Here is a 20054-nt window from a genome sequence, read left to right on the forward strand (position 1 = left end):
GGCCAACGCAGTATTAGCGCAAAAGACACAGGACAGAGCACAGGAATTTGCCTGGCGGCAACAGCGCGGTGGTCCCACCTGACCCCATGCCGAACTCAGAAGTGAAACGCCGTAGCGCCGATGGTAGTGTGGGGTCTCCCCATGTGAGAGTAGGGAACTGCCAGGCATCAAATAAACGTGAAAGCCTCATGCGAAAGCATGAGGCTTTTTCGCATTCCCGCTATTCCTTGCATGACTCCTCACTTCATTACCCGTTTCCAGTGGGTAAAATCTGTGTTATATCTCACAAATATAAGGTTAACAATTGTGTAACATGATATTTACCTGTTGTCTGTCTGCGCCTGACGATCCCTGTGCGTTCAGACAGTTCATGTCTTAAGCTGGAGCTATTATTACAATGACAGAAAATACGCTGACTTCCCGGGATTCTCTGACGGGAAGCGATACGCGTCGTCGCGTATGGGCTATCGTGGGGGCATCGTCCGGGAACCTGGTGGAATGGTTTGATTTTTACGTCTACTCTTTCTGCTCTCTCTACTTCGCCCATATCTTTTTCCCCTCTGGAAATACCACCACCCAGCTTCTGCAAACCGCGGGCGTATTTGCCGCCGGCTTTTTAATGCGCCCTATAGGCGGCTGGATCTTCGGACGCATTGCCGATCGCCACGGGCGCAAAAAATCAATGCTGATTTCGGTGTGCATGATGTGCTTTGGCTCGCTGATGATCGCCTGCCTGCCCGGCTACGCGACGATCGGGACCTGGGCGCCGGCTCTGCTGCTGCTGGCGCGCCTGTTTCAGGGGCTTTCCGTCGGCGGGGAATATGGCACCAGCGCTACCTATATGAGTGAGGTGGCGGTTGAAGGACGCAAAGGCTTCTTCGCCTCGTTTCAGTACGTCACGCTGATCGGCGGCCAGCTGATGGCTGTCCTGGTGGTGGTTATCCTTCAGCAGGTAATGAGCAGCGAGGCTCTGCACGCCTGGGGCTGGCGTATCCCGTTTGCGCTGGGCGCGGCGCTGGCGCTGGTAGCCCTCTGGCTGCGCCGCCAGCTGGATGAGACGTCGCAGAAAGAGACCCGCACGCTGAAGGAAGCCGGATCGCTTAAAGGCCTGTGGCGCAATAAAAAAGCCTTCATCATGGTGCTTGGCTTCACCGCCGGCGGCTCTCTGGTGTTTTATACCTTCACCACCTATATGCAGAAGTATCTGGTCAATACCAGCGGCATGAGCGCCGGCACCGCCAGCGTTATCATGACCGCCGCGCTGTTTGTCTATATGCTGGTACAGCCGCTGTTCGGCGCGCTTTCCGATAAGATTGGCCGCCGGAACTCCATGCTCTGCTTTAGCGGGCTGGGCACGCTGTGTACCGTGCCGATCCTGACGGCGCTGCAGTACGTGCACTCGCCGTATGCGGCTTTTGCGCTGATCATGTGTGCGCTGCTGATCGCCAGCTTCTACACCTCGATCAGCGGGATCCTCAAGGCGGAAATGTTTCCCGCGCAGGTGCGCGCGTTGGGCGTTGGCCTTTCCTACGCGGTAGCCAATGCGCTGTTCGGCGGTTCAGCGGAGTACGTGGCGCTGTCGTTTAAGTCGGCGGGATTTGAAAGTGCGTTCTTCTGGTATGTCACCGGGCTCTGCGCCCTGGCATTCGTGGTGTCGCTAATGCTGCACGGAAAAGGGAAGGGGCTACGCCTGTAGCTACTGCTGGGCCAGCTGCCACAGGCTATAGCCTGCGGCAGCGCCCGCGACATCCCAGGTAAAATCCTTCCAGCTCCAGCCGGTCCCGGCGGGGCGGCTGTCCCAGAGTTCTTTCCCGGCGCCGAGACTGACGGAAAACAGCAGTCCGTAAGCGGCGCTGCGGTCGCGGCTGATGCCCTGATGCTGTGCGTATTCATTCCCGGCCGCAGAAAGCATCGCCGAGGCGATAAAGTGCTGGGCCTTGTCCTGCCCGCTCCAGCTGTCGTTCGCCATGTGGCTGCAGCCGGCGAGCAGGAACGGGATAATCATTACTGCACAGCGCATATCGCTCCTCAATAAAGCGCGGCCCGAGCGCTAAAGAATGCGGCTAATCAGCCTGTCGATGCGGATCCGGCGCAGGCGGCGAATAAGCTTACGTACTTTGACCGGATAATCGGCAATGCTCTGCAGTTCGCGATAGTGTTTCACCACCGTCGTGTGCCTGCGGATAAGATCCAGCTCTTTGTCGCGCTTTGCGGCCAGCTGATGCAGCGGATCGTGGATCAGCACCGCATTTTCCAGATCCAGCCGCCAGGCGCGCGGATTAAGATTATTGCCGGTAAGCAGCATCCACTCGTCGTCGACCCACATGCCTTTCAGGTGGTAGCTATTATCGTCGTCTTTCCACAGGCGGACGATAAGCTGATCGTTGTTCACGTAGTACTGCAGGCGGCTCAGAAAGCGGCGCAGGTTAATTTCATAAAGATACGGCAGCGCGCCGATAATCTTAAATGGCTGATCTTCCGGGATATAGAAGTCGTTTGCCGTCTTATCGCCGACGATAATCTCAACCTGCTTGCCCTGGCGCAGCAGGTGAATGATGTTGCGCACCAGCACGGCGGGGAGATTGAAGTAGGGCGTACAGATAGTCAGCTTCTGCTCGGCGCAGGGCATAAGATGAAAAATCGTCTTATTAAGCTGGCTGGACTTGCCGAGGCCGACCAGCGGGGTGACCGCCAGGCAGTCGTTATCCGCATCGCCGTGAAAATGATAGCCGGTATCCCGCAGCTCCTGACGATAGAGGCGAATATCGTTTTTAATTTCCGGGCTTTTCGGCCGCTCGCAGTTATCGAGGCGGTTAACGCCGCGCCCCTGTACCAGGTTCTTGTCCACCCAGCTGAACATAATATCCGCCATCTGCGCATTGCGGATCCACTGATAGCGGTCGTAGCGGTATTTGTCGTGGCGGTGAAGATAGACGTCATTGAGGCTGGCGCCGCTGTAGAGCACCGCATCGTCAATGATAAAGCCTTTGTAGTGCAGGACGCCCAGCGCTTCGCGGGTGTTGATAGGCACGCCGTAAACCGGCACGTCGACGCCGGGGTTTTCAGCGGCCATCCGGCAGTACCAGTCGGCGTTAGTGTTGGAGGCGGCTGCGCCAATGCGGCCGCGCTGGGCGCGGTGCCAGTCCACCAGGATGCGAACGTCTAGCGCAGGACGCTGGCGCTTGGCGTCATAAATAGCCTGCAGCACATCTTTGCCGCCATCATCCTGCTCGAGGTAGAGGGCAATAATGCAGATGCGCCGGGTTGCGCCGGCGATTTTCGCCAGCAGCGTTTCCCGAAAATCGGCGGGAGCATAAAAGAACTCGACATCATCAACTGACTGGGAAAGCTTAGGTAGTTGAGCAAGGTGTTGTTGATGCTTGTTACGCTTGAATTTTGACAACATCACAGTGCGATCTTCTTCTGATTAATCAAATGTCCCCTGGTCGATACAGACGACAGAAGCGGGCAATAATACCATTACTCCCGGCTAATGTGGTCACATTTCCGGTAAGTTGCGGCCTCATAATCTGAGCGTCAGGCCGACGATGCCGTCCTCAAGCTGGATATCAACCTCAAAGCCGAGCTTGCGCGCCAGCGCTATCATGCCGCGATTATTGGGCATTGTAATGCCGTTCAGCTGCTGCAGACCGTGCTCGCGCGTATAATTGATGAGCTTTTCCAGCAGCCTGCCGCCGAGGCCCAGCCCCTTCAGATCCGAGCGCACCAGCACGGCAAACTCGGCGTCGATATTATCCGGATCGGAAATGGCGCGGGTGACGCCGAGGATCTCCGTCCCCTTTTCTGAGGCGTAGACGGCGACAAAAGCCATCTCCCGATCGTAGTCGATCTGGGTCATGTTTGCTAAATCATCGTGGGTGAATTCATTGATTTCACTGAAATAGCGGTAGTAGAGATCTTCTTTCGTCACCCGGGCGATAAACTGCTGCAGCAGCGGCTCGTCCTCCGGCAGGATCGGGCGGAAAAGGCAGCGCTCGCCGTTTTTCATGGTTACCCACTCCTCAAACTGCCGCGGGTAGGGGCGGATCGCAAGGCGGTTTTCGCTGCTGCCGGTAAAAGGGGCTATCTCCAGCGTTACGTCGAGGGCGATAAATTCACTGCCGGAAGCCAGCAGAGGATGAATATCCAGCCGGCGGATCTCCGGACAGTCGACGATAAGGTTAGAGACCCGCACCAGCAGCTGGCTGAGTCCGGCAACGTCCAGCGGCCTGAGCGCGCTGCGTCCGCGGATCTTTTTACGCTTAATCGCCTGAATCACCAGATAGCGGGCCAGGTTCATGTTCAGCGGCGGCAGGGCCACCGCCGCCTGGTTTTCCGCCCGCCACTCCACGCCGCCTTCGCCCAGCATGATCAGCGGACCAAACAGCGGATCGTGTTCCACCACGACCCGCAGCTCCTGCGCGCCGGCGCGGTTCGCCATGCTCTGCACCAGCAGGCCGTGGATCCTGGCCTGCGGCCAGGTCAGCTTCACGCGGTCAATAATGGCGTTCGCCGCCTGCTCAACCTCGGCGGGCGTGCGCAGATAGAGCATCACGCCCTGCACCTCGGATTTGTGAGGAATGTCCGGGGAGCGGAGCTTCAGCGCCACCGGATAGCCAATCTGCTCGGCGATGTGCACCGCTTCGGCGCTGTCGGCGGCAATCCAGGTGGGCAGCGTCTGCAGTCCATAGGCTTTGAGAATGGGCTGAACTTCGTGGGTGTCCAGGGCGCTGGCGCCCTCGGCAATCGCCTGCTGCATCAGCGCGTGCGCCTCGGCGGCGTTGGCGGCGAGGTTGTCAGGCAGCACTGGGGTCTCCCGCAGCTGCTTCTGGTTACGGCGGTACTCCACCATATGCATAAAGGCTGTGATGGTACCTTCCGGCGTGCGGTAGGTCGGGATCCCGGCGTCGCTGAACAGGCGCCGGGCCTCCTGCGAAGAGTGCTCCCCGCACCAGTTGGTCAGTACGGTCACGTACTTGCCGCGCGGATGGTCGCGCAGGGTCTGGATCAGCGCCTGCGCGCTTTCGGTCCCCGGCGCGGCGGCGCTGGGAGCGTGGATCACCAGCAGCGCATCAAAGTCGTGGCTGTCGAGCAGGATACGCAGCGCCTGCTGGTAGTCTCCGGCGCTGGCGTCATCGCGCAGGTCGAGCGGATTCGCCGCCTCTACGCTTGACGGCAGCGCCTCAGCCAGCGCCGCAAGCGTTGCCTCAGCGGGTGCGGCAAGCTTGCCGTTGCGCCGCCAAAGCTCATCCAGCGCCATGGCCGCCGGGGCGGCGCCGTTACTGACAATCATCAACTTTTCGCCGCGCAGCGGGCGCATGTGGCTCAGCGTCTCTACGGCGGAAAACAGCTCGTGGGTATCCTGTACCCGCAGCAGCCCCGCGCGCTGGATGGCGGCATCCCAGGCCGGATCGAGGCCGGCATTGACGTGCAGCAGACGCTGGGCCTCCGGGCTGCGGCCGCTTTTGATAACCAGGATCGGCTTATTGCGCGACGCGCTGCGGGCCGCAGACACGAAGCGGCGGGCGTCGCTGAGGTGCTCAAGATAGAGCAGAATAGCGCTGGTCTTACTGTCGCGGGCGAGGAAATCAAGCAGATCGTCGACGTCGATATCCAGGCTATCGCCAAGCGCGATGAAGTACGAAAAGCCCATTTCGCGCTGCTGGGCCCAGTCGAGGATGGTGTTTGACACGGCGGCAGACTGCGAGATAAACGCCAGCTTGCCCGGGCGGATCGGCACCGGCGAGAAGCTGGCGTTAAGCCCCTGCCAGGGCGCCAGCAGGCCGAGACTGTTCGGGCCGAGCAGCCGCATCTGGTAGCGCGCGGCGCAGGCCTTCAGCGCGCCGGCCTGATCCGGCGGCGAGGAGAGAATAATGCAGGTTTTGCATCCCTTCTCGCCGAGCGCCTCCAGCAGAGTCAGGTTGCGTTTAGCGTGGGTGCAGATCACCGCCAGTTCAGGGGCAAAGGGCAGGCTGGCGACATCCGGCCATGCCAGCACGCCGAGCACGGCTTTCCAGCCGGGCGTTACCGGCAGAACCGGCCCGCTAAAGCCGCCCGCCAGCAGGTTGCGCATCATCAAATAACCCGCGCGCTGGGGCTTCATCGATGCCCCGATCACGGCGATTGATTTTGGTCTCAGTAACGCTTCCAGTCCACGTTGGCTCATCGCAGTCTCCTTGAGTGCCTGCGGATGATTTTAAACGCTTTCCGCCGCCTGCGCTGTGATGCTTCCCTTATGCTGGGTTTTTCCGGCCAGATAGCGGCTGCGAAAGCGGTGAAAGTGCTCGCCCAGCGCGCTGGCCGCTTCGGCGTCGCCCGCTAAATCGAGGAGGGCGACGGCGACTTCCGCCGTGCAGTACTGCCCGTCGGCGTGCGCTTCCCGCAGGCCGTAGGCGGAGACCCGCGACAGATCGACCGAAATCACCGGCAGCGCATCCAGGTAAGGGCTTTTGCGGAACATTTTCCGCGCCTCTGTCCAGGTGCCGTCGAGCATAATAAACAGCGGCGGTTTGCCCGCCGGCGGCGCGCAGAGCACGCTGCGGGTCGCCCCGGCGTAGGAGGCGGGAAAAACCACCATCGGCTGATAGTCGGGGCTGGCGACCAGATCGAGCAGCGCCTGCGGCGGCTCGGTGCGCGACCACTGGAAGGCTTCGGTGTCCGGCAGAATATCGGCGATCAGACGCCCGGTGTTGCTGGGCTTCATCGGTTCGGTATCAAACATCACCAGGCAGAAGCGGCTATGGGCGGCGGCGGGTGAGAGCGTTGCGCAGAGGCACTGCTTAAGCGGCAGCAGGCAGCGCTGGCAGCGGCGAATGCGGTTGCCGCGGGCAAGAAAAGGGCGGGTGGCGCGGGCGAGGCGCTCGGCGCGCAGGCGCAGGACGGCGTTATCAGTCATGGAGGCTACGAAGCAAAAACGCCATTGTCGCAGAGGCTGAGAGGGCGCACAAGCGGCGCCCTCGCGCTTATCAGGCCTGAGTCGCCTCGTTCAGCCAGCTTTCAAACGGCGCTTTGGGGACAGCGCCGTTGAGCATATCGACAACCTCGCCTTTGTGGAAAATCATAATGGTCGGAATGCTGCGGATGCGGAAGCGGGCGCTGAGTTCGCGCTCTGCCTCGGTGTTCACCTTCACGAAGCGCATCTGGCTGCTGCGCGCTTCCGCCACGTCCTCGAAGACCGGCGCAAAGCTGCGGCAGGGGCCGCACCACGGCGCCCAGAAATCGACCACTACCGGCAGGTCGTCTTTCAGCAATTTATCCAGCGTCGCGCCGGTGGCGTTGATAACGTCGCCATCAAACAGATCGTGGCCGCAGCGCCCGCACTTCGCTGCCTCGTTAATGCGATCGTCCGGGATGCGGTTCAGCGCCTGACAGCTGGCACAAACGGTATTCATAGCTAACCTCTGGGTTATCGGTGTGCAATCTGGCCCGGGCGGCCAGGATGTTTCAATAATGTTACATATTATCGTTGTGATTGTTTTAAACGACAAAGTGATTTATTCGATGAATGCGATAGTCGCTGACTTTGGTATGAAATCGTGGCGAAGCCGCACTACATCGGGTAATCTTCGCGCTTCGCGCAGCGCTGGTGGAGACAAAGAATGAGCGACGAACTAAAGAATAAAAGCGGCAAGGTCAAAGTGATGTATGTCCGCAGTGATGATGACTCGGACAAACGCACGCACAACCCGCGTACCGGTAAAGGCGGCGGCCGCAGCGGCACGTCCCGCACCGAAGGAGGACGTCGTCCCGCCCGTGACGGAAAGCCCAGCGAGCGTGGCCCGCGCGACGCGAAGCCGCGCGAGAATTCGCCGTGGCGCACCATTTCCCGGGCGCCGGGCGAAGAGGCGATTGAAAAACCGGATCACGGCGGCATCAGCGGTAAGAGCTTTGTCGATCCGGAAGTGATCCGCCGCCAGCGTGCGGAAGAGACCCGCGTCTACGGCGAAAACGCCTGCCAGGCGCTGTTTCAGAGCCGCCCAGACTGCATCGTCCGCGCCTGGTTTATCCAGAGCGTGACGCCGCGCTTTAAAGAGGCGCTGCGCTGGATGGCGGCGAACCGCAAAGCCTACCACGTCGTGGATGACGCCGAGCTGACCAAAGCGTCCGGCACCGAGCACCACGGCGGCGTCTGTTTCCTGATTAAAAAACGTAATGGCACCAGCGTCCAGCAGTGGGTCAGCGAGGCGGCAGAAGAAGACTGTGTGCTGGCGCTGGAAGATGTCGGCAACCCGCACAACCTCGGCGCCATTATGCGCAGCTGCGCGCACTTCGGCGTTAAGGGCGTAATCGTTCAGGATGCCGCGGTCATGGAGTCCGGCGCCGCAATTCGCACCGCCGAGGGCGGCGCAGAACACGTGCAGCCGATTACCGGCGATAGCGTGCTCGACGCGCTGGCGCAGTTCCGTAAAGCGGGCTATGCCATCGTCACCACCTCCAGCCACGAAGGCACGCCGCTGTTTAAGGCGGAGCTGCCGAAGAAGATGGTGCTGGTGCTGGGCCAGGAGCGAGACGGCCTGTCAGACGCGGCGCTGGACAGCGCGGACCTGCGCGTTGCCATTAGCGGTACGGGTAACGTTGAAAGCCTCAACGTCTCCGTGGCGACCGGCGTCCTGCTCGCCGAGTGGTGGCGGCAGAACAAAGCCTGATCCGCAGATGAAGATGCCGGCCTCGCGCCGGCATTTTTTTTACTCGCTTTCCGCCGGCAGCACCGGCATCCAGTCAATCGGCGCCTCGCCGCGCGCCGCCAGCCATTCGTTGGCCTGCACGAAGTGGTTACTGCCGAAGAAGCCGCGGTGCGCCGACAGCGGCGACGGATGCGGCGCTTTCAGAATATGGTGGCGGTTGCGGTCAATGATTGCGCCTTTCTTCTGCGCGTGGGCGCCCCACAGCAGAAAGACCACGCCCTCGCGGTGTTCGTTAATCAGGGCAATGACTTTGTCGGTAAAGGTCTCCCAGCCGAGGCTGGCGTGCGAGTGCGCCTGGCCCGCGCGCACCGTCAGCACGGTATTGAGCAGCAGTACGCCCTGCCGCGCCCAGCTCTCCAGATAGCCGTGCGCCGGGCGGGTAAAGCCCGGTATCGTAGCCTCAAGTTCCTTGTACATATTCAGCAGCGAAGGCGGGACGGCTATCCCCGGGCGCACGGAGAATGAGAGTCCGTGCGCCTGACCCGGACCGTGATAGGGATCCTGGCCCAGGATAACCACTTTAACGTCGCCCAGCTCGGTAAAGCGAAAGGCGTTGAAAACGTCCTTCTGCGGCGGATAAATGGTGATCCCGGACTGACGCTCGCCAGCGACGGCCCGCAGTGTATTGAGGAAATAGGGCTGTTCTTTCTCTGTCGCCAGCACATCGTGCCAGGTTAACGGCGTCGTCATCGGTCTCTCCTGCGAAAAATTATCCCGGTAGCTTAACGGCTTCTTCAGCCATAATAAAATATTGCCGCAATAAGGCGGCTACCGCGTTCAAAAAAAGTTTATTATTTACAACGATATTTTCGAAAATCGGATGGTGAAAATTGATCTAAAACAACAATTGCTATGCATGGCCACGTTGCATGTGTGGTTTTTATTGATTTTGGTCAATGTTCCCGGCGTGTCTGACTGATATATATACACTCAAGCAACAATGGTTTTACCAATTGGCCAGCGCCTGGCCAGTGAAAATGAATAAGCCTTGGGAGGCATCAAATGATTACAGGTATCCAGATCACCAAAGCCGCGAACGACGATCTGCTCAACTCTTTCTGGCTGCTGGACAGCGAAAAGGGCGAAGCCCGCTGCCTGGTTGCGAAAGGCGGTTTTACTGAAGATCAGGTTGTGGCAGTGAACACGCTGGGTAAAATCGAATACCGTGAAATCCCGGTTGACGTACAGCCTGAAGTGCGCGTTGAAGGCGGCCAGCACCTGAACGTTAACGTTCTGCGTCGCGAAACGCTGGAAGACGCGGTTAAGCACCCGGAAAAATACCCGCAGCTGACTATCCGCGTATCCGGCTATGCGGTGCGCTTTAACTCTCTGACCCCGGAACAGCAGCGCGACGTTATCGCCCGTACTTTCACCGAAAGTCTGTAATTTCTCAGGGGTGGGAAATGAAAAACGCCGGATATTCCGGCGTTTTTTTTACTCTTCAGAAGGCTTCTGCTCAGCGGCAGCGGCGCTCGGCTTGCGGCGTTTGCCGATATTTTTCTTATCGCGATGGCGCTGCTTAACCCGCGGCTTGTCCTTGTCCTGCTCTTTTTTCTTCTCTTCACGCTTCGCCAGCGCTTTCTTCGACGGTTTACCCTTGAGCTTTTCGCTCGGCACGCGCGTTTTCGGGCGCAGTTCGTCGATGACGCGGGGTTTCAGCTGTTCTTCGATGTAGCGGCCGACTTTGCCCAGCAGCAGGTGGTCGTGGGCCTCGACCAGCGAAATCGCGGTACCCTTGCGGCCGGCGCGGCCGGTGCGGCCGATGCGGTGCAGGTAGGTATCGCCGCTGCGCGGCATGTCGAAGTTGAAGACGTGGCTGACGTCGGGAATGTCGATGCCGCGGGCGGCAACGTCGGTGGCAATCAGCACGTTAACCCGGCCGTCGGTCAGGCGCTTAATGGCTTCGGTGCGCTTGATCTGCACCATCTCGCCTTCGAGATAGCAGTTGCTGATGCCGAGATCGCGCAGCCAGCCCGCCAGCTCATGCACGCGCTCGCGCTTGCGCACGAAGACGATGGAGCGGGTAACATCATCCTGCTTCAGCAGGTGGGCGAGCAGGGCGGTCTTATGCTCAAGATCGTCCGCGCGGTAGTACCACTGGTGGATCTTCTTGCGCTCGCGGGTCGACGGCGTGGCGGAGACCTCAACCGGATCTTCGAGCAGGCGCTCGGCAAAATCCTTAATCGCCTCGCCTTCCAGCGTGGCGGAGAACAGCAGGGTCTGCTTGCGCCAGCGGGTTTCCCCGGCGATGGTCTCGATATCCTGGGCAAAGCCCATGTCCAGCATGCGATCCGCTTCATCGAGGATCAGCGTTTCTACCGCGCGGCAGTCAAAGTTCTCTTCTTTAATGTACTGCAGCAGGCGGCCGGTGGTGGCGACCACGATATCCTGGTTTTCGCTAAACACCTCGGCGTGGTTCATATAGGCCACGCCGCCGGTGATGGTGGCGATATCGAGATGGGTATGTTTCGCCAGCTCCCGGGCGTGCTCTGCGACCTGCATCGCCAGCTCGCGGGTGGGCGTCAGGATCAGAATGCGCGGCGGCCCCGATTTTTTGCGCGGGAAGTCGAGCAGATGCTGCAACGCCGGCAGCAGATACGCGGCCGTTTTACCGGTGCCTGTCGGCGCTGAACCGAGGACATCACGGCCTTCCAGCGCAGGCGGAATGGCGGCAGCCTGAATGGCGGTTGGGCGTGTGAAGCCTTTCTCCTGGAGCGAGTCCAGCAGGCTATCGTCGAGTTCAAGTTCGGAAAAAGTCGTTACAGTCATTGTCTACCTCAGTGTGGGGCGCTGATTATAGACGTTATGGCCGCAATCTTCATCTGTTTGTATGGCTAACTGTTCTCGGGTATTGTGCATAGCCCGGCACCTCGGGGATATTTCAGCAAAGGTTGTAGAGAATGAGCCAGTCAAAGCCCGCCCTGCGCCGCAACGGGTTTACCTTCAAGCAGTTTTTTGTCGCCCACGACCGCTGCGCGATGAAAGTCGGCACCGACGGTATCCTGCTTGGGGCGTGGGCGCCGGTCGCCAACGTAAAGCGTATTCTGGATATCGGCACCGGCAGCGGTCTGCTGGCGCTGATGCTGGCCCAGCGCACGCCGGACGCCGTTACTCTGGACGCGGTTGAGCTTGACCCCGACGCGGCGGCGCAGGCCCGCGAGAACGTCAGCGAGTCGCCCTGGGCCGCGCGCATTCAGGTGCACGCCGCCGACATCCTGACCTGGCTCCCGACGCAAAACGGCCGCTACGATCTTATCGTTTGTAATCCGCCCTACTTTGAGCAGGGCGTGGCCTGCGCCACGCCGGCGCGCGAACAGGCCCGCTATACCACCACGCTTGACCACGCGGCGCTGCTGGGCTGTGCCGCTAACGCGGTCAGCGAAGAGGGCTTTTTCTGCGTCGTTCTGCCGGAAAGCGTCGGCAGCGCCTTCACCGCTCAGGCGCTGGAAATGGGCTGGAACCTGCGGCTGCGCACCGACGTGGCGGAAACTGAACAGCGTCTGCCGCACCGGGTGCTGCTGGCCTTTTCGCCGCAGGCGGGGGAGTGCTTTAGCGACCGGCTGACGATCCGCGGGCCGGAGCAGCACTACGCCGAGGACTACACGGCGCTGACCCAGGCCTTTTACCTGTTTATGTGAGCCAGCGGCGACAGCACCGACGGTCCGCTGTTCGCCAGCGGCTCCGGATAGTCGAGGGTGTAGTGCAGGCCGCGGCTCTCTTTGCGCATCATCGCGCAGCGCACAATGAGTTCGGCCACCTGCACGAGGTTGCGTAACTCCAGCAGATTATTAGAGACCCGGAAGCGGGCATAGTATTCGTCCAGCTCCTGCTGCAGCATCTGGATACGCCGCAGGGCGCGCTCCAGGCGCTTGCTGGTGCGCACGATCCCCACGTAGTCCCACATGAACAGCCGCAGCTCGTGCCAGTTATGCTGAATGACCACCCGCTCATCGGCGTCCTCAACCCGGCTCTCGTCCCAGGCGGGCAGGGCCGTAGCCTGACGAATGAACGGCAGCCGCTTTCTGATATCTTCCGCCGCTGACCAGCCGTACACCAGACACTCCAGCAGCGAGTTAGACGCCATGCGGTTGGCGCCGTGCAGCCCGGTATAGCTCACCTCGCCGATAGCGTACAGACCGTCAACATCGGTACGGCCATCATCATCCACCATCACGCCGCCGCAGGTGTAGTGCGCGGCGGGCACGATGGGCACCGGCTCTTTCGTCAGGTCGATGCCGAGCCCCAGCAGCTTCTCGTAGATCATCGGGAAGTGCTGACGAATAAACGCTTCCGGCTTGTGGCTAATGTCCAGATACATGCAGTCGACGCCGAGGCGCTTCATTTCATGGTCGATGGCGCGGGCGACCACGTCGCGCGGCGCCAGCTCGGCGCGCTCGTCAACATCGGGCATAAAGCGCGAGCCGTCGGGGCGCCGGAGGTAAGCGCCTTCACCGCGCAGCGCTTCGGTCAGCAAAAAGTTGCGCGCCTGGGGATGAAACAGCGCCGTCGGATGAAACTGATTAAATTCGAGGTTGGCCACGCGGCAGCCGGCGCGCCAGGCCATGGCGATACCGTCGCCCGAGGAGATGTCCGGGTTGGTGGTGTACTGATAGACCTTAGACGCGCCGCCGGTTGCCAGTACCACCGAGGCCGCCGCGCAGGTTTCCACTCTCTCTTTATTGCGGTTCCAGACCCAGGCGCCGACCACCCTGCGGGTGCCCGGCAGGCCAATCTTATCCGAGACAATCAGGTCAACGGCATTGCAGCGTTCCAGAATGCGAATATTCGGGTGGCTGGTGGCTTTACCGACCAGGGTTGTTTCGACCTCTTTGCCGGTGGCATCGGCGGCGTGCAAAATGCGGCGATGGCTGTGGCCGCCCTCGCGGGTCAGGTGGTAGCTGGCCTCGCCGTTGGGCTGGATCTCTTTATCAAACAGCACGCCCTGATCGATAAGCCACTGCACGCAGTGGCGGGCATTGCTGGCAACGAAGGAGACCGCCCGGCGGTCACAGAGTCCGGCGCCGGCAATCAGGGTGTCATCGACGTGGGATTCAATGCTGTCCGTTTCATCAAACACGGCGGCAATACCGCCCTGCGCATAAAAGGTCGATCCTTCGCTCACCGGGCCTTTGCTGAGTACGATAACGGAACTGTGCTCGGCCAGCCTCAGCGCCAGCGAAAGGCCGGCAGCGCCGCTGCCAATGATGAGTACGTCACAAGAGAAGTCAGGTTTCGTCTGCATGATGTGTTTAATTTACTAAACAAGGTCTGTGAAGATTAGCACCGGGAAGCGATTTTTTGCACATGTTTTTTAAATCTGGTTGCAGAGACTAAACACAGCGGCCGCGGTAAAATAAAACAAATGCGTGAGGTAGCAAATTGTTACCGTCAGATTTTATGATGAAAAAAAAGCTATGGTACGGTACTCTGCTGGCTGATTTCAGACGTTTATTTTCAGCACGGCACTGCATAAAGGACGGGGAGACTTATAATGAGTGATAACGACCAGTCTGCCGTAATGAACTAAAAGCAAAGGCGTAACTGAACTTTACAGCAATGGCGCGCTCTAACCAGGTGCTTGCTCAGAGTGCAGTGCTGGAATGGCGTTCTGATTACGCATGGGAATTGGGTTTGAGGAGACATTACCTCGGATGAGCGAGCAGTTAACGGATCAGGTCCTTGTCGAGCGGGTCCAGAAGGGAGACCAGAAGGCCTTTAATCTGCTGGTGGTACGCTACCAGCACAAAGTGGCGAGCCTGGTTTCCCGCTATGTTCCATCAGGCGACGTGCCTGATGTTGTGCAAGAGTCTTTTATTAAGGCCTATCGCGCGCTGGATTCTTTCCGGGGAGATAGCGCTTTCTATACCTGGCTGTATCGTATCGCGGTCAATACAGCAAAGAATTATCTGGTTGCTCAGGGAAGGCGCCCACCCTCCAGTGATGTTGATGCAAACGAAGCAGAAAATTACGAAAGTGGCGGTGCGCTGAAAGAAATTTCGAACCCTGAGAACTTAATGTTGTCAGAAGAACTGAGACAAATAGTGTTCCGTACTATTGAGTCACTCCCCGAGGATTTACGTATGGCAATTACGTTGCGGGAGCTGGATGGCCTGAGCTATGAAGAGATAGCCGCTATTATGGATTGCCCGGTCGGTACGGTTCGCTCGCGCATCTTTCGGGCGCGAGAAGCTATTGATAATAAAGTTCAACCGCTTATCAGGCGTTGACGATAGCGGAATACTGAAAAGGTATTTAGGCATGCAGAAAGAGAAACTTTCCGCCTTAATGGATGGTGAAATGCTGGACAGCGAGCTGCTCAACGAGCTGACTCGTTCGCCGGAATTACAGAAAACGTGGCAGAGCTATCACCTTATTCGCGACACCCTGCGCGGTGAAACCGCACAGTCGCTGAATTTTGATATCTCGGCAAACGTCATGGCCGCCATTGAGAATGAACCTGTACGTCAGGCGACGCCTCTTATCCCTGAAGCTCAGCCAGCCCCGCAGCAGTGGCAGAAGATGCCGTTCTGGCAGAGAATGCGCCCGTGGGCCAGTTCTCTGACGCAGATGGGCGTCGCTGCGTGCGTATCGCTTGCAGTCATCGTTGGCGTCCAGCAATATAACGGACACTCCGAGGCGAGTTCCCAGCCGGAGGCACCGGTGTTCAATACCATGCCAATGATGGGTAAAGCCAGCCCGGTGAGCCTCGGCGTGCCTGCGGATGCCAACGCTGGTGTCGGCCAGCAGGCGCAGGTACAGGAGCAGCGTCGGCGCATTAATGCAATGTTGCAGGACTACGAATTGCAGCGTCGCCTGCACTCTGAACAGCTCCAGTTTGAACAGTCTCAGACTCAGCAGGCTGCCGTGCAGTCGGTGCCGGGTTATCAAACGTTAGGAACGCAATCGCAGTAATGAAGCAACTCTGGTGTGCCATGTCACTTGTGGCTGGTTGCCTGTTCTTCTCCACCAACGCCTCGGCTGATACCTCGTCCGGGGCGTTGTTGCAGCAGATGAATCTGGCAAGTCAGTCTCTTAATTATGAGCTGTCATTTGTTAGCATCAACAAGCAGGGCGTTGAATCGCTGCGCTATCGTCACGCGCGGCTTAAAAATCAGGCGCTTGCACAGCTGCTGCAGCTGGACGGTCCGCGTCGCGAGGTGGTCCAGCGCGGCAACGAAATCAGCTACTTCGAGCCTGGCCTCGATCCCTTTACGCTAAACGGCGACTACATCGTCGACTCGCTGCCCTCGCTGGTCTATACCGATTTTAAGCGCCTGTCGCCCTATTATGATTTCATCTCCGTCGGGCGTACGCGTATCGCCGACAGGCTGTGCGAAGTGATCCGCGTCGTGGCCCGTGACGGGACGCGCTTTAGCTATATTGTCTGGATGGACACCCAGACGAAACTGCCGATGCGCGTCGATCTGCTGGACCGGGACGGCGAAACCCTCGAGCAGTTTCGGGTCGTCGCCTTCGAGGTGGGTGATGAAATCAGCAGCGGGATGGAGGGGCTGGCGAAGGCTAACCTGCCGCCGCTGCTCTCCGTGCCGGCCGGCGATAGCGTGAAGTTCAACTGGGCGCCAGAGTGGCTCCCGCAGGGATTTGTCGAAGTCGCCGGCAGTCGTCGCACGCTGCCTACCATCAATACGCCGGTCGAATCGCGACTCTACTCCGACGGCCTGTTCAGTTTTTCAATCAATATTAATCGCGCTTCGGCCAACAGCGGCGAGCAGCTGCTGCGTACCGGGCGTCGCACCGTCAGTACCATCGTTCGCGATAACGCCGAAATCACCATTGTTGGCGAGCTGCCGCCGCAGACGGCGAAGCGCATCGCCGACAGCATTCAGTTCAGGGCCGCACAATGATCAAAGAGTGGGCAACCGTAGTCTCCTGGCGCGACGGTCATGCGCTGGTCAGCTGCGATGTGAAATCTTCCTGCAGCAGCTGCGCCTCGCGGGCGGGCTGCGGCAGCCGGGTGCTCAACAAGCTTGGGCCGCAGACGGAGCACACCATCAGCGTGCCGAGCCGCGAACCGCTGAGCGTCGGGCAGAAGGTTGAATTGGGCATCAGCGAGGGCAGCCTGCTGACTTCTGCGCTGCTGGTTTACATGACGCCGCTGCTCGGACTGTTCGTGATGGCCGCCGTATTTCAGCTGCTGTTCAGCAGCGATCTCGCCGCTTTTGCCGGCGGTGTGCTGGGCGGTATCGGCGGCTTTCTCATTGCCCGCGGCCTCTCTCCGCGCCTGGCTACCCGCGATACCTGGCAGCCGGTTATCTTAAGCGTTGGCCTGCCGCCCGATCTCCTGCGCACAGAGACGCCCTCCCCGGATGCCAGCCGATAGGCTTTCACCTTTTATTACATCTGCCTCGCGATCTGCATTCCACTAACCGCTATGCTTGCCGGAAGAGCATTTCCTGGCGGCGGGGTTGTAGTGTAGAATGCGGCGTTTTCGAACGCTTAATCGTCAGGCGCAGACCCGCAGCCTCCAGGAATACGTAAGGCATAACTAACGCTAACTATGAAGAATATACGTAACTTTTCGATCATTGCTCACATTGACCACGGTAAGTCGACCCTTTCGGACCGTATTATCCAGATTTGCGGTGGCCTTTCCGATCGTGAAATGGCGGCACAGGTGCTTGACTCCATGGACCTGGAGCGTGAACGCGGTATTACCATTAAAGCGCAAAGCGTCACCCTGGACTACAAAGCTTCTGACGGTGAAACCTACCAGCTGAACTTCATCGACACCCCCGGCCACGTTGACTTCTCCTATGAAGTTTCCCGCTCGCTGGCGGCCTGCGAAGGCGCGCTGCTGGTGGTGGACGCCGGGCAGGGCGTTGAAGCCCAGACCCTGGCGAACTGCTACACCGCGATGGAAATGGACCTGGAAGTGGTGCCGGTTCTCAACAAAATTGACCTGCCGGCGGCCGACCCGGAGCGCGTGGCGGAAGAGATCGAAGATATTGTCGGCATCGACGCCACCGACGCCGTGCGCTGCTCGGCGAAAACCGGCGTCGGCGTTCCCGACGTGCTGGAGCGTCTGGTGCGCGACATTCCGCCGCCGGAAGGCTCCCCGGATGCCCCGCTGCAGGCGCTGATCATCGACTCCTGGTTCGATAACTATCTCGGCGTCGTCTCGCTGGTGCGGATCAAAAACGGCACCATGCGCAAGGGTGACAAGATCAAGGTGATGAGCACCGGTCAGGTTTACAACGCCGACCGCCTCGGCATCTTTACGCCGAAGCAGGTCGATCGCACCGAGCTGAAGTGCGGCGAGGTGGGCTGGCTGGTGTGCGCCATCAAAGACATTCTCGGCGCCCCGGTCGGCGATACCCTGACCGGCGCCCGCAATCCGGCGGAAAAAGCGCTGCCGGGCTTTAAGAAAGTGAAGCCGCAGGTCTACGCCGGTCTGTTCCCGGTCAGCTCCGACGACTACGAGAACTTCCGCGACGCGCTCGGCAAGCTGAGCCTCAACGACGCCTCGCTGTTCTACGAGCCGGAAAGCTCCACGGCGCTGGGCTTCGGCTTCCGCTGCGGCTTCCTTGGCCTGCTGCACATGGAGATCATTCAGGAGCGCCTGGAGCGCGAATATGACCTCGACCTGATCACCACCGCGCCGACGGTCGTGTACGAAGTGCAGACCACCAGCAAAGAGGTGATCTACGTTGACAGCCCGTCTAAGCTGCCGCCGCTCAACAACATCGATGAGCTGCGCGAGCCGATTGCTGAATGTCATATGCTGCTGCCGCAGGAGTTTCTCGGCAACGTTATTACCCTGTGCATCGAGAAGCGCGGCGTACAGACCAACATGGTTTACCACGGCAAGCAGGTGGCGCTGACCTATGAAATCCCGATGGCGGAGGTGGTGCTCGACTTCTTCGACAGGCTGAAGTCTACCTCGCGCGGCTATGCGTCGCTGGACTACAACTTCAAGCGTTTCCAGGCCTCGAACATGGTGCGCGTTGACGTACTGATCAACGGCGAGCGCGTCGATGCGCTGGCGCTGATCACCCACAACGACAACGCCCCTTACCGCGGTCGCGAGCTGGTCGAGAAGATGAAAGACCTGATCCCGCGCCAGCAGTTTGATATCGCTATTCAGGCCGCGATTGGTAACCACATCATTGCCCGTTCAACGGTCAAGCAGCTGCGTAAAAACGTGCTGGCGAAGTGCTACGGCGGCGATGTCAGCCGTAAGAAAAAGCTGCTGCAGAAGCAGAAAGAAGGTAAGAAGCGCATGAAGCAGGTCGGTAACGTCGAGCTGCCGCAGGAAGCCTTCCTCGCGATCCTGCACGTGGGCAAAGACGGTAAATAATCAATAAGGAGTTGGCATGGCAAACATGTTTGCCCTGATCCTCGTGATCGCCACCCTGGTGACAGGGATTTTATGGTGCGTCGATAAGTTTGTATTTGCGCCGAAGCGCCGCGAAAGTCAGGCGGCTGCCCAGGCAGCAGCGGGAGAATCGCTGGATAAAAAAACGCTCAGCAAAGTCGGGCCGAAGCCCGGCTGGCTGGAAACCGGCGCATCGGTATTCCCGGTGCTGGCGATTGTGCTGGTGGTGCGCTCATTTATTTATGAGCCGTTCCAGATCCCGTCAGGTTCGATGATGCCGACGCTGCTGATCGGCGATTTTATTCTGGTAGAGAAATTTGCCTACGGAATTAAAGATCCGATTTATCAAAAAACGCTGATTGAAACCGGCCATCCGAAGCGCGGCGACATCGTGGTCTTTAAATATCCTAAAGATCCGAGCCTCGATTATATTAAGCGCGCCGTCGGTCTGCCGGGCGATAAAGTGACTTACGATCCGGTAGCCAAAGAGGTGATTATTCAGCCTAACTGCAGCTCCGGGCAGGCCTGCGGCAGCGCGCTGCCGGTGACCTACTCCAACGTCGAGCCGAGCGATTTCGTGCAGACCTTTGCCAGCCGTAACGGCGGTGAGGCGACCAGCGGCTTCTGGCAGCTGCCGCAGGGCGAACGTAAAGAGAACGGCATCCGTCTCGACCAGCGTAAAGAGACGCTGGGCGACGTCACCCACCGTATCCTGACCGTGCCAATTGCTCAGGATCAGCTCGGTGCCTACTACCAGCAGCCCGGCCAGCAGCTGGCGAGCTGGATAGTTCCGCCGGGCCAGTACTTTATGATGGGCGACAACCGCGATAACAGCGCCGACAGCCGCTACTGGGGCTTTGTTCCCGAGGCTAACCTGGTCGGTAAAGCGGTGGGTATCTGGATGAGCTTTGAGAAACAGGAAGGCGAATGGCCGACCGGCGTGCGCTTAAGCCGCATCGGCGGTATCCACTAATTTCCTGCTGCTGTACACGTCGCCGCCGCCGCGGTGGCGACGTGAATTATTTTCCGATATT

Annotated in this window: 20 protein-coding genes and 1 rRNA gene; 13 read left to right on the forward strand and 8 right to left on the reverse strand. The window is 59.4% G+C overall.

All coding sequences use genetic code 11. The features are described 5' to 3' along the window. The first annotated feature begins 50 nt into the window (after positions 1–50). Both rrf and ENGE1_RS16665 read left to right on the forward strand, forming a co-directional pair. Positions 51–166 (forward strand): 5S ribosomal RNA (gene rrf / locus ENGE1_RS16660). Positions 167–397: 231 nt separating this feature from the next. Further along, on the forward strand, positions 398–1696 hold the full coding sequence (locus ENGE1_RS16665) for an MFS family transporter (RefSeq protein WP_045287238.1): 1299 nt from the start codon (positions 398–400) through the stop codon (positions 1694–1696). On the opposite strand, the gene ENGE1_RS16670 is transcribed toward ENGE1_RS16665, so the two are convergent. The 5 genes from ENGE1_RS16670 to trxC all read right to left on the reverse strand — a co-directional run bounded on the left by ENGE1_RS16670 (position 1697) and on the right by trxC (position 7391). Continuing rightward, positions 1697–2020 carry a YfiM family lipoprotein gene (locus tag ENGE1_RS16670; RefSeq protein ID WP_043082476.1) on the reverse strand — a complete coding sequence of 108 codons (324 nt, stop codon included), beginning with the start codon at positions 2018–2020 and terminating at the stop codon, positions 1697–1699. A gap of 30 nt (positions 2021–2050) precedes the next feature. Then, positions 2051–3406 carry a CDP-diacylglycerol--serine O-phosphatidyltransferase gene (gene pssA / locus ENGE1_RS16675; protein WP_048254434.1) on the reverse strand — a complete coding sequence of 452 codons (1356 nt, stop codon included), beginning with the start codon at positions 3404–3406 and terminating at the stop codon, positions 2051–2053. A gap of 117 nt (positions 3407–3523) precedes the next feature. Continuing rightward, entirely contained in the window at positions 3524–6166 is a 2643-nt protein-coding gene (locus ENGE1_RS16680) for a bifunctional acetate--CoA ligase family protein/GNAT family N-acetyltransferase (protein ID WP_043082478.1), read from the reverse strand. 30 nt (positions 6167–6196) lie between these two features. Continuing rightward, positions 6197–6895 (reverse strand): tRNA-uridine aminocarboxypropyltransferase, encoded by a 699-nt coding sequence (tapT, locus tag ENGE1_RS16685; protein ID WP_048273260.1) that lies wholly within the window; start codon positions 6893–6895, stop codon positions 6197–6199. 70 nt (positions 6896–6965) lie between these two features. Then, positions 6966–7391, reverse strand: coding sequence for a thioredoxin TrxC (gene trxC / locus ENGE1_RS16690; protein ID WP_043082480.1), 426 nt, complete (start codon positions 7389–7391; stop codon positions 6966–6968). A 58-nt stretch (positions 7392–7449) separates the two neighbouring features. Between trxC and ENGE1_RS28525 the strand changes: the two genes are divergently transcribed. Both ENGE1_RS28525 and ENGE1_RS16695 read left to right on the forward strand, forming a co-directional pair. Beyond that, complete coding sequence (locus ENGE1_RS28525; protein WP_086498968.1) at positions 7450–7602, forward strand: hypothetical protein; 153 nt, start codon at positions 7450–7452, stop codon at positions 7600–7602. Continuing rightward, positions 7599–8645: a tRNA/rRNA methyltransferase gene (locus ENGE1_RS16695; protein WP_043082481.1), complete on the forward strand. Its 1047-nt coding sequence runs from the start codon at positions 7599–7601 to the stop codon at positions 8643–8645. The genes ENGE1_RS28525 and ENGE1_RS16695 overlap by 4 nt, the downstream gene beginning before the upstream one ends. 39 nt (positions 8646–8684) lie before the next feature. Here ENGE1_RS16695 and ung read toward each other — a convergent pair whose 3' ends face one another. After that, positions 8685–9374 carry a uracil-DNA glycosylase gene (gene ung / locus ENGE1_RS16700; RefSeq protein ID WP_043082483.1) on the reverse strand — a complete coding sequence of 230 codons (690 nt, stop codon included), beginning with the start codon at positions 9372–9374 and terminating at the stop codon, positions 8685–8687. Positions 9375–9686: 312 nt separating this feature from the next. Between ung and grcA the strand changes: the two genes are divergently transcribed. Next, positions 9687–10070, forward strand: coding sequence for an autonomous glycyl radical cofactor GrcA (grcA, locus tag ENGE1_RS16705; RefSeq protein ID WP_043082484.1), 384 nt, complete (start codon positions 9687–9689; stop codon positions 10068–10070). Between the two features lie 48 nt (positions 10071–10118). Here grcA and srmB read toward each other — a convergent pair whose 3' ends face one another. Beyond that, positions 10119–11453: an ATP-dependent RNA helicase SrmB gene (gene srmB / locus ENGE1_RS16710; RefSeq protein ID WP_043082485.1), complete on the reverse strand. Its 1335-nt coding sequence runs from the start codon at positions 11451–11453 to the stop codon at positions 10119–10121. A gap of 131 nt (positions 11454–11584) precedes the next feature. Here srmB and trmN point away from each other — a divergent pair, with 131 nt between their 5' ends. Continuing rightward, a complete protein-coding gene (trmN, locus tag ENGE1_RS16715; RefSeq protein WP_045287232.1) occupies positions 11585–12322 on the forward strand; it encodes a tRNA(1)(Val) (adenine(37)-N(6))-methyltransferase TrmN in 738 nt (245 codons plus the stop codon). Here the strand turns inward: trmN and nadB are convergent. Beyond that, positions 12307–13926 carry an L-aspartate oxidase gene (gene nadB / locus ENGE1_RS16720; protein WP_045287231.1) on the reverse strand — a complete coding sequence of 540 codons (1620 nt, stop codon included), beginning with the start codon at positions 13924–13926 and terminating at the stop codon, positions 12307–12309. The two genes, trmN and nadB, sit on opposite strands and share 16 nt — an antisense overlap. A gap of 314 nt (positions 13927–14240) precedes the next feature. Here nadB and rseD point away from each other — a divergent pair, with 314 nt between their 5' ends. The 7 genes from rseD to lepB all read left to right on the forward strand — a co-directional run bounded on the left by rseD (position 14241) and on the right by lepB (position 19993). Further along, positions 14241–14339, forward strand: a complete 99-nt coding sequence (gene rseD / locus ENGE1_RS29505) for a rpoE leader peptide RseD (RefSeq protein ID WP_122984333.1) — start codon at positions 14241–14243, stop codon at positions 14337–14339. Beyond that, positions 14336–14911 (forward strand): RNA polymerase sigma factor RpoE, encoded by a 576-nt coding sequence (gene rpoE / locus ENGE1_RS16725; RefSeq protein ID WP_043086451.1) that lies wholly within the window; start codon positions 14336–14338, stop codon positions 14909–14911. The genes rseD and rpoE overlap by 4 nt, the downstream gene beginning before the upstream one ends. 31 nt (positions 14912–14942) lie before the next feature. Then, the gene (gene rseA, locus ENGE1_RS16730; protein WP_043082488.1) at positions 14943–15596 is read left to right on the forward strand and encodes an anti-sigma-E factor RseA; all 654 of its coding nucleotides are present in this window, start codon (positions 14943–14945) and stop codon (positions 15594–15596) included. Continuing rightward, positions 15596–16549, forward strand: a complete 954-nt coding sequence (gene rseB / locus ENGE1_RS16735) for a sigma-E factor regulatory protein RseB (RefSeq protein ID WP_043082489.1) — start codon at positions 15596–15598, stop codon at positions 16547–16549. The genes rseA and rseB overlap by 1 nt, the downstream gene beginning before the upstream one ends. Continuing rightward, positions 16546–17025, forward strand: coding sequence for a SoxR-reducing system protein RseC (gene rseC, locus ENGE1_RS16740; RefSeq protein ID WP_048254438.1), 480 nt, complete (start codon positions 16546–16548; stop codon positions 17023–17025). The genes rseB and rseC overlap by 4 nt, the downstream gene beginning before the upstream one ends. 177 nt (positions 17026–17202) lie before the next feature. After that, positions 17203–19002: a translation elongation factor 4 gene (gene lepA / locus ENGE1_RS16745; RefSeq protein WP_043082491.1), complete on the forward strand. Its 1800-nt coding sequence runs from the start codon at positions 17203–17205 to the stop codon at positions 19000–19002. 16 nt (positions 19003–19018) lie between these two features. After that, on the forward strand, positions 19019–19993 hold the full coding sequence (gene lepB / locus ENGE1_RS16750; RefSeq protein WP_043082492.1) for a signal peptidase I: 975 nt from the start codon (positions 19019–19021) through the stop codon (positions 19991–19993). Positions 19994–20054 lie beyond the last annotated feature (61 nt).

It is taken from the genome of Pluralibacter gergoviae ATCC 33028 = NBRC 105706 (assembly GCF_001598855.1).
Lineage (GTDB): Bacteria > Pseudomonadota > Gammaproteobacteria > Enterobacterales > Enterobacteriaceae > Pluralibacter > Pluralibacter gergoviae.

Coding starts and splice junctions, on each gene's coding strand:
- ENGE1_RS16670 (WP_043082476.1), bottom strand. CDS start 2,020: ATGCGCTGTGCAGTAATGATTATCCCGTTCCTGCTCGCCGGCTGCAGC.
- ENGE1_RS16680 (WP_043082478.1), bottom strand. CDS start 6,166: ATGAGCCAACGTGGACTGGAAGCGTTACTGAGACCAAAATCAATCGCC.
- grcA (WP_043082484.1), top strand. CDS start 9,687: ATGATTACAGGTATCCAGATCACCAAAGCCGCGAACGACGATCTGCTC.
- trxC (WP_043082480.1), bottom strand. CDS start 7,391: ATGAATACCGTTTGTGCCAGCTGTCAGGCGCTGAACCGCATCCCGGAC.
- rseD (WP_122984333.1), top strand. CDS start 14,241: ATGGCGCGCTCTAACCAGGTGCTTGCTCAGAGTGCAGTGCTGGAATGG.
- tapT (WP_048273260.1), bottom strand. CDS start 6,895: ATGACTGATAACGCCGTCCTGCGCCTGCGCGCCGAGCGCCTCGCCCGC.
- lepA (WP_043082491.1), top strand. CDS start 17,203: ATGAAGAATATACGTAACTTTTCGATCATTGCTCACATTGACCACGGT.
- srmB (WP_043082485.1), bottom strand. CDS start 11,453: ATGACTGTAACGACTTTTTCCGAACTTGAACTCGACGATAGCCTGCTG.
- nadB (WP_045287231.1), bottom strand. CDS start 13,926: ATGCAGACGAAACCTGACTTCTCTTGTGACGTACTCATCATTGGCAGC.
- rseA (WP_043082488.1), top strand. CDS start 14,943: ATGCAGAAAGAGAAACTTTCCGCCTTAATGGATGGTGAAATGCTGGAC.
- trmN (WP_045287232.1), top strand. CDS start 11,585: ATGAGCCAGTCAAAGCCCGCCCTGCGCCGCAACGGGTTTACCTTCAAG.
- ung (WP_043082483.1), bottom strand. CDS start 9,374: ATGACGACGCCGTTAACCTGGCACGATGTGCTGGCGACAGAGAAAGAA.
- pssA (WP_048254434.1), bottom strand. CDS start 3,406: ATGTTGTCAAAATTCAAGCGTAACAAGCATCAACAACACCTTGCTCAA.
- rseC (WP_048254438.1), top strand. CDS start 16,546: ATGATCAAAGAGTGGGCAACCGTAGTCTCCTGGCGCGACGGTCATGCG.
- ENGE1_RS16695 (WP_043082481.1), top strand. CDS start 7,599: ATGAGCGACGAACTAAAGAATAAAAGCGGCAAGGTCAAAGTGATGTAT.
- rseB (WP_043082489.1), top strand. CDS start 15,596: ATGAAGCAACTCTGGTGTGCCATGTCACTTGTGGCTGGTTGCCTGTTC.
- rpoE (WP_043086451.1), top strand. CDS start 14,336: ATGAGCGAGCAGTTAACGGATCAGGTCCTTGTCGAGCGGGTCCAGAAG.
- ENGE1_RS28525 (WP_086498968.1), top strand. CDS start 7,450: ATGTTACATATTATCGTTGTGATTGTTTTAAACGACAAAGTGATTTAT.
- ENGE1_RS16665 (WP_045287238.1), top strand. CDS start 398: ATGACAGAAAATACGCTGACTTCCCGGGATTCTCTGACGGGAAGCGAT.
- lepB (WP_043082492.1), top strand. CDS start 19,019: ATGGCAAACATGTTTGCCCTGATCCTCGTGATCGCCACCCTGGTGACA.